The 16550-nt window shown below is 47.8% G+C and carries 16 protein-coding genes; 15 read left to right on the top strand and 1 reads right to left on the bottom strand.

The window, feature by feature from the left end:
* The first annotated feature begins 68 nt into the window (after positions 1 to 68).
* The 7 genes from ACUN27_RS13020 to ACUN27_RS13050 all read left to right on the top strand — a co-directional run bounded on the left by ACUN27_RS13020 (position 69) and on the right by ACUN27_RS13050 (position 7225).
* On the top strand, positions 69 to 1388 hold the full coding sequence (locus ACUN27_RS13020; protein WP_315952328.1) for an ABC transporter substrate-binding protein: 1320 nt from the start codon (positions 69 to 71) through the stop codon (positions 1386 to 1388).
* Positions 1389 to 1489: 101 nt separating this feature from the next.
* Positions 1490 to 2377: a carbohydrate ABC transporter permease gene (locus tag ACUN27_RS13025; protein WP_127449952.1), complete on the top strand. Its 888-nt coding sequence runs from the start codon at positions 1490 to 1492 to the stop codon at positions 2375 to 2377.
* 33 nt (positions 2378 to 2410) lie between these two features.
* Positions 2411 to 3235 (top strand): carbohydrate ABC transporter permease, encoded by an 825-nt coding sequence (locus tag ACUN27_RS13030; RefSeq protein ID WP_379173285.1) that lies wholly within the window; start codon positions 2411 to 2413, stop codon positions 3233 to 3235.
* A 53-nt stretch (positions 3236 to 3288) separates the two neighbouring features.
* Positions 3289 to 4314, top strand: coding sequence for a glycoside hydrolase family 88/105 protein (locus ACUN27_RS13035; RefSeq protein ID WP_157321814.1), 1026 nt, complete (start codon positions 3289 to 3291; stop codon positions 4312 to 4314).
* A 12-nt stretch (positions 4315 to 4326) separates the two neighbouring features.
* On the top strand, positions 4327 to 5442 hold the full coding sequence (locus ACUN27_RS13040) for a rhamnogalacturonan acetylesterase (protein WP_445559021.1): 1116 nt from the start codon (positions 4327 to 4329) through the stop codon (positions 5440 to 5442).
* An 853-nt stretch (positions 5443 to 6295) separates the two neighbouring features.
* Complete coding sequence (locus ACUN27_RS13045; RefSeq protein ID WP_315952324.1) at positions 6296 to 7057, top strand: C1 family peptidase; 762 nt, start codon at positions 6296 to 6298, stop codon at positions 7055 to 7057.
* A gap of 27 nt (positions 7058 to 7084) precedes the next feature.
* Positions 7085 to 7225, top strand: coding sequence for an N-acetylmuramoyl-L-alanine amidase (locus tag ACUN27_RS13050; protein ID WP_127449942.1), 141 nt, complete (start codon positions 7085 to 7087; stop codon positions 7223 to 7225).
* A gap of 186 nt (positions 7226 to 7411) precedes the next feature.
* Here the strand turns inward: ACUN27_RS13050 and ACUN27_RS13055 are convergent, their stop codons facing one another.
* Positions 7412 to 7618: a DUF1657 domain-containing protein gene (locus tag ACUN27_RS13055; protein WP_127449940.1), complete on the bottom strand. Its 207-nt coding sequence runs from the start codon at positions 7616 to 7618 to the stop codon at positions 7412 to 7414.
* Between the two features lie 198 nt (positions 7619 to 7816).
* On the opposite strand from ACUN27_RS13055, the gene ACUN27_RS13060 reads away from it, so the two are divergent.
* The 8 genes from ACUN27_RS13060 (at position 7817) to ACUN27_RS13095 (ending at position 16500) form a co-directional block, all read left to right on the top strand.
* A complete protein-coding gene (locus ACUN27_RS13060) occupies positions 7817 to 8677 on the top strand; it encodes a DUF421 domain-containing protein (protein WP_315952321.1) in 861 nt (286 codons plus the stop codon).
* Between the two features lie 18 nt (positions 8678 to 8695).
* Positions 8696 to 9169, top strand: coding sequence for a stage V sporulation protein AC (spoVAC, locus tag ACUN27_RS13065; protein ID WP_315952319.1), 474 nt, complete (start codon positions 8696 to 8698; stop codon positions 9167 to 9169).
* 4 nt (positions 9170 to 9173) lie between these two features.
* Positions 9174 to 10193: a stage V sporulation protein AD gene (spoVAD, locus tag ACUN27_RS13070; RefSeq protein ID WP_315952317.1), complete on the top strand. Its 1020-nt coding sequence runs from the start codon at positions 9174 to 9176 to the stop codon at positions 10191 to 10193.
* On the top strand, positions 10190 to 10540 hold the full coding sequence (spoVAE, locus tag ACUN27_RS13075; RefSeq protein ID WP_127449933.1) for a stage V sporulation protein AE: 351 nt from the start codon (positions 10190 to 10192) through the stop codon (positions 10538 to 10540). The genes spoVAD and spoVAE overlap by 4 nt, the downstream gene beginning before the upstream one ends.
* 644 nt (positions 10541 to 11184) lie before the next feature.
* Positions 11185 to 12144, top strand: coding sequence for an AAA family ATPase (locus ACUN27_RS13080; protein ID WP_127449931.1), 960 nt, complete (start codon positions 11185 to 11187; stop codon positions 12142 to 12144).
* 130 nt (positions 12145 to 12274) lie between these two features.
* Entirely contained in the window at positions 12275 to 13435 is a 1161-nt protein-coding gene (locus tag ACUN27_RS13085; RefSeq protein WP_445559022.1) for a DUF58 domain-containing protein, read from the top strand.
* Positions 13428 to 15659 carry a transglutaminase TgpA family protein gene (locus ACUN27_RS13090; RefSeq protein WP_315952310.1) on the top strand — a complete coding sequence of 744 codons (2232 nt, stop codon included), beginning with the start codon at positions 13428 to 13430 and terminating at the stop codon, positions 15657 to 15659. The genes ACUN27_RS13085 and ACUN27_RS13090 overlap by 8 nt, the downstream gene beginning before the upstream one ends.
* 61 nt (positions 15660 to 15720) lie before the next feature.
* On the top strand, positions 15721 to 16500 hold the full coding sequence (locus ACUN27_RS13095) for an alpha/beta hydrolase (protein WP_315952308.1): 780 nt from the start codon (positions 15721 to 15723) through the stop codon (positions 16498 to 16500).
* The last annotated feature ends 50 nt before the right edge of the window (positions 16501 to 16550 follow it).

Here is a 16550-nt window from a genome sequence, read left to right on the forward strand (position 1 = left end):
ATTCAACTTTCGCTCCTGCGAGCCCATAATAAGAGATGTGGCGCAGGGTACACAGGAGGACGCTAACAATGATACGCAGACGATTACCGGCCATGCTTCTCATACCATTGATGTTCGCCATCATCGGATGCAGCGCGAAACAGCCATCTGCGGATGGAAATCCGAAGACCATGGAGTCTGACAGAAGCAGTTCCAAACAAGAAGTTAAGCTGCGAATTGCCTGGTGGGGCGGTCAATCCAGACATGACTACACGTTGAAACTGATTGCCATGTACCAGGAGCTGAACCCGAACGTGAAAATTGATACGGAATATGCCGGCTTTGATGATTTTTGGAAAAAGCTGGCACCGCAAGCTGCGGCCAATCAATTGCCCGATATTATCCAGATGGATATCTCGTATCTAACCCAATATGCAACGAAGGAACAATTGGAAGATTTGACTGAACTGACGAGTAACGGAACGATCGATGTGCGATCAGCATCACCCGAGACGATTGATTCCGGACGAGTGGACGGGAAGCTGTACGGCATCCCGTTAGGTGTTAATGCGATGGGCACCACCTATGATGCCGCCATGTTGAAGGAGGCGGGGATCTCTGCCATCCCGAAGAACTGGACATGGTCCGATTTGGAGCAAATCGCCAAGCGAATGAAGGCAAAAGGGAAAGTGCTCGACCATATGCGCTTTGATCAGTTTTTCCCATACTATCTGCGCACGCAAGATCAGCACTATTTTAGCCCGGATGGTACGAGTCTTGGATTTAGCGATCCACGCTATTTTATAGATTACTTCACCATGTACCTAGAGTGGTATGAAGCGGGCTATATGCGCGATTGGGACAAAGAGTCATTGTCCAAACTGACGCCTGAGGAGAATCCGATTGCGCTGGGGGATGGCTTCATGACGATGGCCTGGTCGAATCAATTCACGTCGCTGCAGGAAGCCGCCAAGAAACCTCTCAGCTTAACCGGATTGCCAGGACCGAACGGGAAACAAGGGCTTTACTTAAAGCCAACGATGTTGTTCTCCATCGCCAAAAGCTCCAAACAAAAGACGGAAGCAGCCAAATTCATCTCATGGTTTTTAAATGATTTGGAGGCTAATAAATTGATCAAAGGCGACCGAGGGATTCCCATTTCCTCGAAGGTCAAGGACGGTTTAAAGCCAACGCTCTCTGAAGAAGAATTGAAAGTGTACGATTATGTGACTTGGGTGGAGAAGAACAGCAGCCCCATGGATCCTCCTGATCCGATCGGGTCCGCAGAAGTAAGCAAGCTGCTCCGCGATATGCAAGAGCAAATTTTGTTTCGCAAGCTCACGGTGGTGCAGGCCGCTGCCAAATTCATGAGTGAAGCCAATGCCATTTTAGCGAAAAATAAGAAGTAAGCATGGATGGATACAACGCAGTTTACAGGTATAAAAGGGTGGCTCTAGTCCGGCTGCCCTTCCAAATACACAGAAAATGACAAGCATAAAGGAGTGGAATTATGAAACTACGTGAAAATGATCACATAGTCGGCTATGTGTTTGTCTCACCTTTCATTCTTGGTTTTTTGATCTTCACGCTGTTTCCCATGTTTTCTTCGCTCTATTTCTCATTTACGGAGTATGATTTATTGTCTCCACCGAGATGGGTAGGATTTGCGAATTACGAGAAGATGTTTACTAGTGATGACAAAATCATAGATTCAATTCGCGTGACGCTAATCTACGTTCTTACGTCCGTTCCAATGCGCCTAATCATTGCCTTATTAGTAGCTATGCTGCTTAATCGTGCGGCAAGAGGAATTGGCTTATACCGGGCTACTTATTACTTGCCTTCCTTGATTGGCGGAAGCGTAGCGGTATCTATCATGTGGCGTCAAATTTTCGGTGACAAAGGGTTAATTAATGCGTTCCTCGGCAGCATTGGCATTCACACCACTACTTCTTGGATTGGTTTGCCGGCTACGGCACTTGGCACGTTGGTGCTCTTGTCAGTTTGGCAGTTCGGTTCTTCGATGCTTATCTTTCTAGCTGGACTCAAAAACATCCCAGGCACTTACTACGAGGCGGCAAGCGTGGACGGAGCAGGACCTGTTCGCAAATTTTTTCACATCACACTGCCTTTGTTAAGTCCAATTATTTTGTTTAATCTCATTTTGCAAACGATTTCGGGCTTCTTAACCTTCACGCCGGCCTATATTATTTCGAACGGTGAAGGCGGTCCGCTTAACAATACGCTGCTGTATTCGCTGTATTTATTCCATCGCGCATTTGTCTTCTTTGAAATGGGTTATGCCTCAGCAATGGCTTGGTTCATGCTCATCTTAATCGGGCTCATCACCTTGGTTATTTTCAAAACATCAAAATATTGGGTTCATTACGAGAGCTAGGAGGGATCTGACATGGTTTTTCGAGCAAAACATATGAAAACGGTGCTGTATCATCTGTTCGTCTGCCTCATCGCGCTTACTGCGATTTATCCGATTCTCTGGCTGGTCGCCAGCTCCTTCAAACCAAATGAGGAGATTTACACAACCGCTACCTCTCTGATTCCCAGCCGGCTGGAGTGGAGCAACTATGTATCCGGTTGGAAGGGATTTGCAGGCATTACGTTTGCAACATTCATGAAAAATAGCTTCATTATCGTTATTCTTTCAACGATCGGCGCTGTGGCTTCTTCCGCTGTTGTCGGATATGGCTTCGCTCGCATCAAGTTTGCGGGAAGCAAGTTCTGGTTCGCCATGGTGATGTTGACGTTGCTGCTGCCTCAAGATGTAACCATTATCTCGCAGTATATTTTGTTTGCCAAAATTGGCTGGTTATCGAGCTTTAAACCGATTATTGTGCCGCAGTTTTTCGGAATTCCGTTCTTTATCTTTCTTATTATGCAGTTTATCCGTACGATTCCGCCTGAGCTTGATGAAGCCGCGAAAATGGACGGCTGCAGCAAATACAGCATCTTCTACAAAATTATCATCCCGCTTATCGTCCCGGCTCTCGTGACATCGGCAATTTTCTCCTTCTACTGGAGATGGGACGATTTCTACACGCCGTTGCTCTACTTAAATAATGCCGAGCTGTACCCGGTATCCCTAGCGCTTAAGTTATTCTTGGACAGCGAGTCTTTAAATAACTGGGGCGGTATGTTCGCTATGTCGACGCTGTCGCTGGTTCCGATCTTCGTTGTATTTATGATTTTTCAAAAATATATTGTTGACGGAATTTCGACGAGCGGTTTGAAAGGATAATGAGAATGAATGCTCAGTTCATCAATAACCAGCTACAGGGAGGAAATGAAGAGATGCCAGCTTTACAATTTGATCCGGATGAGATTCGCGAAGTCATTGACCGCGTTGTTCATAGAACGTTCCGCATGGACTTTAATTGGGATTGGCCGGGAGGCGTAGCTTTTTATGGTGTGACGGAAGCCTATGAAGCAACCGGAAATAAAGAGTATCTTCAATTGTTAAAAGAATGGGTCGATGAGAAATTGGAAGACGGGCTGCCCAAGCTGTCCGTCAACGGCATCTCGATCGGTCACTCGTTGTTAACCTTGTATAAGGAAACCGGGGAAGAGCGGTATATGGAAATCGCTACGCAAATGGCGGACTTCCTGAAGCATGAGGCGGAGCGTTTTGGAGACGGCATTTTCCAGCATACTGTGAACTCGGAAACGTATAATTTCCCTGAGCAGGCATGGGTGGACACGATGTTCATGGCGGGTTATTTCCTGGTGCGGATCGGTTCGATGCTGAATCGTGAGGATTATTTCGAGGACGGCTTGAAGCAGTATCATGGCCATGAAAATGTACTGCAGGATGCTGCGACGAACTTGTATTACCACGGCTGGGACAATCTGGCGCAAAATCACATGTCAGGCATTTATTGGGCGCGCGGCAACTCATGGGCTGCCATTACGATGGCACGCGCACTGAGGCTCGTGCATGTGACGCATCCCTCTTTTATGATTATTGAAGGCTCTCTGCGTGATCAATTAAGCGCACTCGTTCGGTTGCAGGATGAAAGTGGGCTATGGCATACCGTTCTGACGGATAAGGATGCGTATTTGGAAACATCCGGTTCCGCAGGTATCGCGGCCGCGCTCATCGGTGCAGGTCCGTTATACAATAAATATACAAACAAGTCGATCAAGGGGATTCTTTCACGTATAACAGATGATGGTACAATCACGGGCGTGTCTGCCGGAACAGCGGTGATGCGGGATATTGACGGCTACAAAGGAGTTCCCTACAAACGGATTCAAGGCTGGGGCCAAGGATTGGGACTGATTTTCTTATCCTCGTTACTAAACCGCAGGGACTGGTAGAGGTACAAAATGATGAGTATCCATTTGAAATTTGATTTTGGCCCGGCACAAAACGCAGCGAAAGAAGGCTTCACGAAAATTAGCCATGATTCTTTCTATGATGAGAGTAATGTGGGCTATGGTTTTAGGGTTGGCTCAGAGGTGTATGTAAGGGATCGCGGGAGACCGGAAGCGCTCCGTCAAGACTTTTGCATTCCCGTGGGCGCTGTGTTTATTGTCGATTTGCCGAATGGCAATTATACGATTCACACACTAATGGGGGATCTGATTACCGCAACAGTTACGGGCTTAAAGGTAGGGCAGGGAAGGCTGCTTCTATCGGAATGCCGCACGGCGGCGGGGGAGTTCGTGGCTAGCAGCTTTAGCGTCCATGTAGCAGATGGACAATTGAGGCTCGCCTTCTCAGGCGCTGCACCGCGCATTAATGCACTCGAGATCATTTCGGCGCCTCAAGCATCTACCTTATATTTGGTTGGCGACTCTACGGTAACCGATCAGCCGCAGGATGGGTATCCATACACCGGCTGGGGGCAAATGTTGCCGCTTTTCATCAAAGCAGATGCCGCTGTAGCAAATCATGCGATGTCTGGCCGCAGCTCCAAGAGCTTCCTGAATGAAGGTCGGTTTACACCGATTCTTGATACGATGAATGCAAATGATTATTTATTGATTCAATTTGGGCATAACGATCAAAAGTTGGATGAGGAGCGGGCGACTTCCCCTTTTACCACTTATAAAGAGCATCTACTGATTTATATTCAGGAGGCTCGGACGCGGGGCGCTGTTCCAATTCTAGTGACGCCAGTGCAGCGGAGATTTTTTGATGAAGCTGGCAAAATCGTCGACACCCACGGCGAGTATATCACAGCTATGAAGCAGCTGGCCGAAGAGGCGGATGTTCCTCTCATTGATTTGGCGGAAGCTAGCAAGCAATTGTTCGAAACGCTCGGTCCTGAGGAAACCAAATCCTTGTTCATGTGGGCCTGGCCCGGGGAGTTTCCTAACTTCCCAAAAGGAGCAGAGGATAATACGCATTTTCAAGAAAAAGGCGGAATCGCTATCGCCGAGCTAGTCGTTGCGTGTATTCGAGAGCAGCAAATACTGCCGCTTTGCCGCTATCTTCGATAAGCGTTGAGGAAGATTCTAATAGAACCAGGTGAACCCGTCTGAAATAGACGTGGTTTGCCTGGTTTTTTCGTTTGGGCGGGACACGTTATTTTCTGGGAAATAACGCATTGTTATTCGTGCTAAGTCATGCGGTGGCTTTTGCACAACAAAAAGCCTGCGTAATCAAGCTACTTTACCTACCTTCCACGATCCAACCGTTCTACTCTCCATTCTGCAACCTTCCACCTCACCAGACACAGAATGACTAGCGGAGAATTCCGCTAGGGCAGTTCATAAGGGAACTGGAGTCCTCTATTTCGAGGATATCGTACAGACTTGCTCGATGAGCGGAACTACAGGGTCTTATCTGACCCAGGTGATAGCTATTTCGGTTGAAATTGGCGGAATAGAGGACCACAGTTCCCATTAAACCGGGAAACATGCCTTTTCCGAGAAATAGCGCCCTGCAGTTCCCCTAACCTATGCAGAGGAGGCTCTTGCGCAATAACAGATGAGCAAATCAAGCTACTTTACCTACCTTCCACGATCTAACTTTTCTACTCAACATTCTGCAACCTTCCAATTCACCAGACACAGAAAGGCTAGCGGAGAATTCCGCAAGGGAAGATCATTAGGGAACTGGCGTCCTCTATTTCGAGGATATCGTACAGATTTCCTCGATGAGCGGAACTACAGGGTCTTATCTGACCGCCGTGACAGCTATTTCGAGCCATCTATCAGAAAGCGATGAAAAAATAATCGAATTTTTGCCGCGCGCATGCCTAGGGGAGGGGGGTGCTTTTTTGCACGCTCCTGCCCATGGGTGAATACACTGGAGTACAATTCCACAAACGGGCAATGGGGAGGAAAACAGATGAGAAGAAAGTTAACGGTAAAAAGGGACCAACGTGACTTTCGTGACTATTTTTACCGAAGTGTCAACTATGTCCGTGAATCTCAGCTGCCCGGCAAAGTCGACCTGCGGAGCAAGCTTTCTCCAATTGTCAATCAAGGGAATTTAGGATCTTGCACGTCGAATGCCATTGTAAGCGGATTACGTGAATATTGGCTGCGTCAAGAAAGCGATTCAGCGCCTCGATTATCCCGGCTTTTTCATTATTGGCATGAGAGGCAAATAGAAGGCACGGTAAATAGGGACTCTGGTGCAACGGTACGCGACGGGATGAAAGTGCTTCAGAAAATCGGTGTTTGCCCAGAAAGCGAATGGCCGTATCAAATTGCCAAATATAAAGAGAAACCGGATAAAGAGGCTGAACAAACGGCAGGCAATTATCGAATTGGCAGCTATCATCGCATTCACGATCTGGCGGGAATCAAAGCGGCTTTGGCTGACGGTCAGCCTGTTGTCTTCGGCATATGGCTATATAGCTCTTTTGAAAGCCTGGCGGTTATCCGAACAGGACGTGTCCCCTATCCAGACCGAAAAAAAGAAATGCTGCTAGGCGGGCACGCCATGCTGGCTGTTGGGTATAGGGACGGCAAGAAGAAAGGCCAAGGTGTAGTGATCGTACGAAACTCTTGGGGCAAAGGTTGGGGGGACCAAGGCTACTGTTATTTGCCTTATTCCTTTTTCAAAAACAATGTGCTGACCTTCGATTATTGGACCGGAAAATAAAGTGGTGCTTCTAGGAGGGAATAAGCTGTGATAAGTGTTGAAGATGCCAATAAAATCATTGCCTTTTTATCTGCGGCATACATGGCAACGGAGGACCCGCAAGCAAGAGATGAGTTTCACCGTTTAGCGAATGAATTGAGGAAAGCTTCCGGCCAACCGACACAATAATAAGGATTTAACGGAAACGATCTGAAACAAGGGGCGGCTCACATGCCAAAAGAAGATCATCTCAAACTGCTTATTTTAGTGCTTTTTGTATTGCTTACGCTAATTCTCCTCATGATGTATTAAAAAGCAAAAACAGCCGGTACACGAGAGCGTTTCTCGTAAATACCGGCTTTTTTTGTGTTCAGACTAGAAACCTTTGTATTGCGGCTCTTCGTTTTCCAATTGCTGCACCCTGGAGGAAACTTGATTCACAATGTCTTGTGCAGCCATCGCGGCAGTTTCATACAGTTGTTTAGCTTCCTGATTCTGCGTTGACAACGCAAAGGTCTCTAGGCTGGCTTGCGCGCTTTTGAGGGAGGCTAGTGTTGTTTTTACTTGAGCAGCTACAGTCATGGTAGACACCTCTTCATTAGAATTTGGGTTGCAACCAAAGAGAGCATAAGGATTTCACTTGTTTGCGCTCATTAATATTCCCTTTCTCTTCGTTCTCATAATTGACAATTAAATACAAAACAATTCAATGATAGCACTCGCTTATTTTGCACATAATGACTTTGTTTGGAGCACTATGAAAGAGAGGGGAACGGGCCCGTGGCAGATTGGGTACATATCGTTATTAGAGCGTTCAGCGCGCTAGTTATTCTGTTTGTACTGACACGAATCCTTGGGAAGAAACAAATATCTCAGTTAACGTTCTTCGAATATGTGATAGGTATTACACTAGGTGACTTGGCCGGTGTCATTTCAACGGATGTAGAAAGCAACTTTATGCATGGGGTTATTGCCATATTGGTATGGTGTCTTGTGCCTTTTATCTTGGAGCTGCTAACACTCAAGAGCAAGACGCTGCGTACGTGGTTTGAAGGGAAAGGCACAGTGCTCATCAAAGATGGGAAAGTGCTTGAGGAAAATTTGAAAAAAGAGCGGTACACAGGGGACGAGCTTCTTGAGCAGTTGCGTACGAAAAGTGTTTTCCGAGTGGCGGATGTGGAGTTTGCGATGCTCGAATCCAGCGGTGATCTGAGTGTTTTGCTCAAAAGCGAGTCGCAGCCTCTGACACCCAAACATCTGGGGATGAAGCTGGGAACAGAAAAGCCTACCCAGACGGTCATTATGGATGGTGTGATCCAAAAAGAGCCGCTGGCTGCAGCAGGGAAAGGAATGGGATGGCTGCAAACGGAACTGGATAAGCTAGGAGTAACGAAAGAAAATGTGTTTCTTGGCCATGTAGATACCAACGGCGAATTAACCGTTGATCTCTATGATGACAAGCTGAAAGTGCCTCAGCCGAGCGAAAGACCTGCGCTTCTTGCAACACTGAAGAAATGTGAAGCGGATCTTGAGCTGTATTCCTTAACAACAAAGCATCCTGATGCGAAAAAAATGTATCAAGATAGTTCCGTGGTGATGACGAAAGTCATTCAGGATCTTCATACCCTGTTAAGATCCTAATCAAGCAGGAGGGAAAGTATGGCCAACAATAAGAAGAAAAATCTAACAATGACCCAACAGGAGTATCAGGAATTAGCGAAAAGGATTGAACCCAAGAGGCCTGTTTTGAAAAATTGCCTTAGAGCTTTTTTAGTTGGCGGCACGATTTGCTTAATTGGCGAGTGCTTTATGCAAATGTTTATCAATTGGTTCGGGTTTACAGAGAAAACAGCGGGCAACCCGACCGTGGCTGTTCTGATTATCATTTCGGTCATTTTAACAAGCTTCGGCATCTACGATAAAATTGCTCAGTGGGCTGGCGCCGGAAGCGCAGTTCCTGTTACAGGGTTCGCAAACTCCCTTTGCTCTGCTGCGATTGAACACCGGGCTGAGGGATTAGTCCTTGGTGTAGGCGGGAACATGTTCAAATTAGCGGGCTCTGTCATCGTTTTTGGCACCGTGGCTGCTTTCGTTGTGGGACTCTTGCATCTAATCATAATGGGTGGGGGCTGATGCTATGCTGAAAGGGCATCAAAGCTGGGTTTTCGAGAATCGTCCGGTCATTCTGTCCACAGGGACTGTAGTTGGACCTGATGAAGGCGAGGGTCCACTGGCGGAAGACTTTGACATCGTGCATGGCGATCTGACGGTAGGTCAGAAGACGTGGGAGAAAGCGGAGAAAGCGCTGCTTGAGGAAGCGGCGCAGCATGCCCTTGATAATGCCGGGCTTACGGGCGGCCAAATTCAGTTCTATATTGGAGGCGATCTTATGAATCAGATCATCTCCAATACGTTCGCGGCACGCACGCTGGGCATGCCGTATCTTGGCATCTTCGGCGCTTGCTCGACCTCGATGGAAGGGCTGGCGCTTGCCGCGCAGTTAATGGATTCAGGCGCCGCCAATTATATAATGGCAGGCACCTGCAGCCACAACTGCACGGTGGAGAAGCAGTTCCGTTATCCGACGGAATACGGATCCCAGAAGCCGCCGACCGCGCAATACACCGTGACCGGCGCTGGAGTGGCCGTGCTCGGGAAGACGGGGGATGGCCCCGTCATCACATCGGCAACCATCGGCAGGGTTGTGGATATGGGGATCACAGACCCTTTCAATATGGGCGCAGCGATGGCTCCGGCTGCCGTGGATACGATCCAGGCTCACTTCCGCGATTTGGGCCGCGAGCCGGGTTATTATGATCTCATTGTAACTGGAGATCTGGCTGCGGTCGGTTCCGAAATTGCGCGTGAACTGTTCGAAAAGCACAAGGTTCCGATTGAACAAACGACTTATGATGATTGCGGCTTATTAATCTATCAGCGGGACAAGCAGAATGTGCAAGCCGGAGGCAGCGGCTGCGGCTGTTCCGCAACCGTTACCTACGGGCATCTCCTCAAACGCATGAAAAAAGGAGAGTTGAACCGCATTCTTGTTGTTGCCACAGGCGCGTTGCTGTCTCCGCTCTCCTTCCAGCAAGGGGAAAGCATCCCGTGTATCGCGCATGCAGTTTCTATTGAGTCTGGAGGGTTGTACGCATGAACTTTTTTTGGGCTTTTGTCATTGGCGGTGCTATCTGTGTCTTCGGGCAGCTTCTAATGGATGTTGGGAAGCTGACGCCTGCGCATACAATGAGTACGCTTGTCGTCCTTGGCGCTATTGCGGATGGTTGCAATTTATATGACCCATTTATCGAATTTGCGGGTGCGGGAGCAACCGTACCGATTACCAGCTTTGGTAACGCCCTCGTACATGGGGCGCTGGAAGAGCTGCACAAGGACGGTTATATCGGGATCATAACCGGGATCTTCAAAGTGACTAGCGCGGGTATTTCGGCAGCGATTATTTTCTCGTTTATTGCCGCTGTATTTGTTAAGCCAAAGGGATAGAGATCGGATGAATAGTCCCTTCTGGCAATGTGGATATCGTTTGATCGGGGAAACGTTCGTCCGTGAACGAATAAAACGATAGGCGTAGGAGCTAAGCGTAATCAAGACGCTTAGCTCCTTTTTCAGCTGCACCAGTCAAAGTGCTTCCGTTGTTTTTCACCGCTAACATGTGGGAAATAAGCCTCAGGTGGAAGTTAACTCACAAAACAAGCTTATGCCGTGAGAGTCTCGCTCGCACCAACGTGCCCCGACGAACCTCACAAACTGCAATAAGTACAGCAAATGATCTCACTTTTGCCGTTTCTAGAGATAAACATGTAAAAAGTACATGTCATTCATGGCTTTATACCCGAAATACGCAGAAAATACGTCTCCCTTGCCTTTCCCAAACTCCGCTTAAACCCTAATAAAGCCGCTAATTTCACATGGGTAATTTTAACAAATAAATTTAGAGGAATTACAAGTATACGGACGAAAAACTTTGCTGTAAACTGGATTTACGCACTTTTTCTCTTCTATTTTAAGAATTACGGTCATTTTGGCGTTTATTTGCCTGGCGGTCGTGACAAGATGAGGTTTTAATACCGTTCAGCATACGCTTACGAAGTAAGTTTTCTTACGAAAACTCTAAGGAGGATTAAGTCATGGAAACTGCCACCCATCATCATGTAGAAGTTTTAACTAGACTGAAAACGAATTTAGAATCCTGCATACTCGGCAAGAGCGCTGAGATTGAATTACTGCTGACTGCTATGCTGGCCGGCGGACATGTGTTGCTCGAAGATGTACCGGGAACTGGCAAGACCGTACTGATCAAAGCCCTCGCCCGTTCCATCGACGGCCAATTCCGTCGCATTCAGTGCAATCCCGATTTATTGCCTTCCGATATTACCGGTGTTTCTATATATCATCCCAAAGAAGAAAAATTCCTGTTTCGCTCAGGACCGATCATGGCGAATATTTTACTTGTCGACGAAATCAATCGCGCAACAACCAAAACCCAATCGGCACTGCTGGAAGCCATGGAAGAGCAGCATATTACGGTAGACGGCGATATCCATGAGCTGCCATCTCCTTTTCTCATGCTGGCCACTCAAAATCCCATTGATTTCGAAGGCACATATATTCTGCCGGAAGCGCAGCTGGATCGCTTTATGATTAAGCTTAGCCTGGGTTATCCGAGCGAAGCTGCCGAGAAACAGATGATTGCTTCGCAAATCAAAGCGCATCCGATGGAAGCGTTGCATGCGGTGATGGATACGTCTGAAGTACTGGCAGCACAAGAGCAAGCGCGCAGGGTACATATGGATGACGCGGTATCGGATTACTTAGTCAATATCACCAGGAAAACGCGTGACCATCACGCTGTATTTCTGGGCGCAAGTCCACGCGCCACGCTTTCGCTTGTACTAGCATCCAAGGCATATGCGTTCTTGAAAGGCAGAGACTACGTCATTCCAGATGACATCAAGTACCTTGCGCCTTTCGTGCTCGGGCATCGAATGATCCTTCATTCCGAAGCACGCATGGATGGAGCTACCGTTAACTCCGTGCTCGGTTCGATTTTCGAGCAGGTTCGAGTGCCGGTTCGATTGGAGAAGTGAGCCTATGACTCGACCGGTATTCAAACGATTCGGGGAACGTCCCCGGTTTCCGGCTCCTTTATGGCTACTGATTTCCTGTTTCACGGCTAGCTTATTCTTCCTGTTATTTCAAGGAGGAAAGCTGGCCTCCATGCTGTTTATTATCATTACCCTTTTGTCGATCTACTTACTCGCAGGCAACTGGAGCGGCATCAGACGTGCTCAAGGGACGCGCAAGCTCTCCATTCAAGGGCAGGATGCACAGCTTGAAGCGGGTCAATCACTGCAAATTGGCATTGGCGTACAGATTCCCGGTTTTTGGCCGATTCCTTATATGATTATCAAAGATCAGTTCATCCGTCAGAGTGGAGAAGAAACCATCTTTGAAGGTTCGCTGATTCCGGATTGGAAGCGCAGAGGGGAACTGCTGTACAGCACGCCTCCGCTGCGAAGGGGATATTACCGGTTTGGTGATACGGAATGTCTGACCGAGGATATCTTTGGCTTCTTCCAGCATAAGGGACGCCTGGAACTCCAGCAATCCGTTACGGTATACCCGCAAACCGTAGCCATCCGGGAATGGGCGCAGTTCCATCAAATGCTCAAAGGCATGCAGCATCATTCCACGACGACAAGAGCCCACCGGGAAACGACGCAGATTAACGGTGTTCGTGAATATATTTACGGGGATCGCTTGTCCCGCATTCACTGGAATGCCACAGCGAAGACAGGGACTTGGAAGTCCAAGGAGTTCGAACGGGAGTCGCTGCCCAAAACGATCATTTTATTGGATCGCACGGCTCGTGCCTATGGTGACGCGGCTGAATTTGAACTAGCTGTTTCTGTGGCGGCATCCTTGTTCCGGTATGGGGCCGGCCGCGACTTAGCGCTTGGTTTGCTGTCAATCGGGAAAGAATCCACCTATTTTGAACCGAAACAAAGTCAGAATCACCACAAGCATATTTTAAAACATTTGGTCGGGGTTGAAGCTGACGGCTTTCATTCTCTGCAGCAAATTTTGAAAGAACATTCACGGGAACTCCCAGCCGGCTGCTTCTTTGTACTTATTTCTCCGCAAAAGGGTTCCGTCATGATGCAGGTGCTGACGCAACTCGAGCATCTTCAAATGAATCCTTGCCATATGTGGATTCATGCCGAACCTTCGCATGCTTTCAAACTGCAGGGGGCGGTTCAGGATAGCGCAAAAGACGATTGGGTTAAGGCGATTCGCTCACAAGGTTATATGGGGTATGAGGTCAGTCAATTAACGGACTTGCCTAACCTGTTGGGAGGGGCGAAACGTTATGCTTAGCTCACTCTGGAAGAGAATTGTTTTTACGGATTGGGAACAGCGCCTTAGTGCGATTCTTACGGGTATTTATCTGTATCAATTTGTGATTTGGATTATGAAGGAAGACGGCTTGTGGCTCCCTGAAACGGTCGTTTTTGTCACAGGAACATTAAGCCTTGTTGCGGTTACGTATCTGATTCCGCATCTTCGACGCGTATGGCGAGTTCTCATTCAATTCGGATTGGTCATCGCTCTTCACGTCATCGGGATGGGTTACCATTTTGTTGCCGTACACGTGACGACGTGGAAGAACGCACTCCGATGGGTCGCCTTAAACGCCGGTCAGTTAGAGCCGTATATTTGGTTTAGCTTAGCTGCTTGGCTGACTTATTTATTTGCCATGTGGTCAGTGAAATCGAGGCTGCGTATTTTCGTTCTCATTGCTGTCAGTATATTGTTTTTTGCCATACGAGATTCCTTCAGCACTATTTTCCTGTGGCCGCAAGTAGCCATGGTCATCTTCTGCGGATTTTCGCTCCTGATGGTTCGCCACTTCGCCAAACTGAAGAAACGGGCCCCTGTTATTTGGGAGACGATTACCGATTATCCCTCTTCGCTCCTGCTTCCAGTGGGGCTGATCGTAGGTGTCATTACGCTTGTTGGGTTTCTGGCTCCTACCGTAGAACCTGTCTTAACCGATCCATATACCGCTTATAAGGTGAGTCGGGGAGAATCCGTACCTCTATTAGGAAAAGGGGTAAGCGTGACGGCGTCTACCGCCGATACTTCATCGGGTTACAGCAGGGATGATAGTCATCTGGGTGGTGGATTTCAATTTGACTACACACCTGTCATGACAGTAGAAACGAGCAAACGCACCTACTTCCGTGGTGAAACGAGAGCTCAGTATAATGGAAAAGGTTGGGAGCTTAGTCCGAATGAGAAAAAGCTTCCGATGAATCGGGTCAATCTCAATACACTGCCTCTTGATCCGAGATTTGATTTCTCACTGTTGAAAACCCAGGAAGTTACCCAAACCATTGTTATGCAGAGAGAGGATGTGTTTCCGGTTCTCTTCGGCGGGTATGCCGTCCAGCGACTGGTGGAAGTGAATCAAGGTGAGAATCCGTTTCAGCGCATTTTATGGTCGCCTCGACAATCCGAGCTGCGGTACACGGGCAGAACGAATTATCCCAAAGAGTATGCCATTATTACTCAAGAGCCTATTTTGGATGTAGCGCAGCTCCGCGAGGTGAAGAGTGACTATGGGAATAAGCCGGAATGGGCGGAGTATTTGCAAATACCGGCGGATCTTCCCGAACGTGTCAAGCAACTTGCGATCGACATCACCAAATCAGCGACTAATCCTTATGATAAGGCCAAGCTGATTGAGGCTTATTTATCAGAGCATTACCCTTATACGAACACACCGGACGAAAGTAAAGGGAAAAGCAAAGATTTTGTAGATCGATTCTTGTTCGAAATCAAACAGGGATACTGTGATTATTATTCCACGTCAATGGCCGTGCTTGCTCGTTCAATCGGACTTCCGACCCGCTGGGTGAAAGGGTACTCATCCGGAACTTCTCCCCAATCTGATCAGATGCGAGAATTTGGTATTTTGAGTCAATTCGGTGAAGATATCGATGCTGACGCTGCCGGCACGTATACAGTCCGGAACTCGGATGCTCATTCGTGGGTTGAAGTGTATTTTGAAGGCTTTGGCTGGATCCCTTTTGAGCCTACTTCCGGGTTTGCGCTTCCGAATGTGTTCCCAGCGGAGACACCTCCGCCTGTTGACCCTACCACGGAGAGCGATCCGGTCACACTGCCTGAAGAAACGAGTCAAGCACCTAGCTTTACTTGGCTATGGTTGACGTTAAGCGGTGTTGGTGCTGCTCTAATGATAGCTGCTGGCGCTGTATTTTTGCTCAAAAGCAACTATTGGCGCACATGGCGTATGCACAGAAAGCAATTGAAAGCCGTTAATTTTAATCAGAAAATCATTGTGGAATTCGAGAAGCTTCTGCGGATGAGCCGACGTAAGGGCTATACCAGATTAGAGCATGAAACGATGAGAGAAGCGACGGCCAGGTGGTCGAGCCAGAGCAAATGGATGAAAAAAGATCTGGAAACGGTGTTAGAGCTGTTTGAACGAGCAAAATACAGCCAAAATGTTTCGACCGAAACCGATTATCAAACCGTGAGTCAATCGATTATGAAATTAAAAGAACAAATGAAATAGGTGAAGAAAGCCACTTTCCCTTGCTGGGGGGTGGTTTTCCCTATGAGAGGAGCATATTCGCATGGCTTTTATCGATTGTCATTTTTACTCCGATTCCCTTGGTGTCTCAGCTTCCATGTATGTGATCTTACCGCAGCATGCACAAAATCAGATCGGGATCGCCTCAGCGAGCTACGGTACTTCAAAACATCCAACACTGTACTTATTGCATGGCCTATCTGACGATCACACCATTTGGATGCGGAGAACATCTATCGAGCGGTATGCGGCCAAGTTGGGGATTGCCGTTGTTATGCCGGCTGTTAACCGCAGCTTTTATACGGATATGGCGGCAGGTCCGAAGTACTGGACGTTTATTAGCGAGGAACTGCCGGCTATTGCTAGATCTTTTTTCCCGTTGGCAGAAGAACGAGAATTGAATTATGCTGCGGGCTTGTCGATGGGCGGATATGGTGCGATGAAGCTGGCTCTCACACATCCAGACCGTTTTGCAGCCGCCGCCAGCTTGTCGGGCGCCGTAGATATTTCGCATCGAGCATTAAACTTTCCGGATGAATTCAAGCTGATTTATGGCGATGTGACGAGTATCAAAGGCAGCAAAAATGATTTATTCTATTTGGCAGAGCAGGTGAAGGCTAGCAAAGGACCGAAGCCGGATTTATATCAGTGCTGCGGTACGGAAGATTTCCTATATGAAGATAACATCCGTTTCCGTAATTATTGCAGGGAATTGGGTCTGGACTTGACCTATGAGGAAGGGCCTGGAGAACATGAGTGGGGTTATTGGGACCGTCAAATCCAAAATGTCCTGAACTGGCTGCCGCTTCCAGCCCGCGGCTAGTGGGAAAATATGTTCTTTTCTTTTTGCAACAAACGGGTCACTATGGTATA

The sequence above is a fragment of the Paenibacillus sp. WC2504 genome, assembly GCF_052682475.1.

Excerpts from the sequence above, each read along its gene's own strand:
- ACUN27_RS13020 (WP_315952328.1), top strand. The coding sequence starts at position 69 with ATGATACGCAGACGATTACCGGCCATGCTTCTCATACCATTGATGTTC.
- ACUN27_RS13025 (WP_127449952.1), top strand. The coding sequence starts at position 1,490 with ATGAAACTACGTGAAAATGATCACATAGTCGGCTATGTGTTTGTCTCA.
- ACUN27_RS13030 (WP_379173285.1), top strand. The coding sequence starts at position 2,411 with ATGAAAACGGTGCTGTATCATCTGTTCGTCTGCCTCATCGCGCTTACT.
- ACUN27_RS13035 (WP_157321814.1), top strand. The coding sequence starts at position 3,289 with ATGCCAGCTTTACAATTTGATCCGGATGAGATTCGCGAAGTCATTGAC.
- ACUN27_RS13040 (WP_445559021.1), top strand. The coding sequence starts at position 4,327 with ATGAGTATCCATTTGAAATTTGATTTTGGCCCGGCACAAAACGCAGCG.
- ACUN27_RS13045 (WP_315952324.1), top strand. The coding sequence starts at position 6,296 with ATGAGAAGAAAGTTAACGGTAAAAAGGGACCAACGTGACTTTCGTGAC.
- ACUN27_RS13055 (WP_127449940.1), bottom strand. The coding sequence starts at position 7,618 with ATGACTGTAGCTGCTCAAGTAAAAACAACACTAGCCTCCCTCAAAAGC.
- spoVAC (WP_315952319.1), top strand. The coding sequence starts at position 8,696 with ATGGCCAACAATAAGAAGAAAAATCTAACAATGACCCAACAGGAGTAT.
- spoVAD (WP_315952317.1), top strand. The coding sequence starts at position 9,174 with ATGCTGAAAGGGCATCAAAGCTGGGTTTTCGAGAATCGTCCGGTCATT.
- spoVAE (WP_127449933.1), top strand. The coding sequence starts at position 10,190 with ATGAACTTTTTTTGGGCTTTTGTCATTGGCGGTGCTATCTGTGTCTTC.
- ACUN27_RS13080 (WP_127449931.1), top strand. The coding sequence starts at position 11,185 with ATGGAAACTGCCACCCATCATCATGTAGAAGTTTTAACTAGACTGAAA.
- ACUN27_RS13085 (WP_445559022.1), top strand. The coding sequence starts at position 12,275 with ATGCTGTTTATTATCATTACCCTTTTGTCGATCTACTTACTCGCAGGC.
- ACUN27_RS13090 (WP_315952310.1), top strand. The coding sequence starts at position 13,428 with ATGCTTAGCTCACTCTGGAAGAGAATTGTTTTTACGGATTGGGAACAG.
- ACUN27_RS13095 (WP_315952308.1), top strand. The coding sequence starts at position 15,721 with ATGGCTTTTATCGATTGTCATTTTTACTCCGATTCCCTTGGTGTCTCA.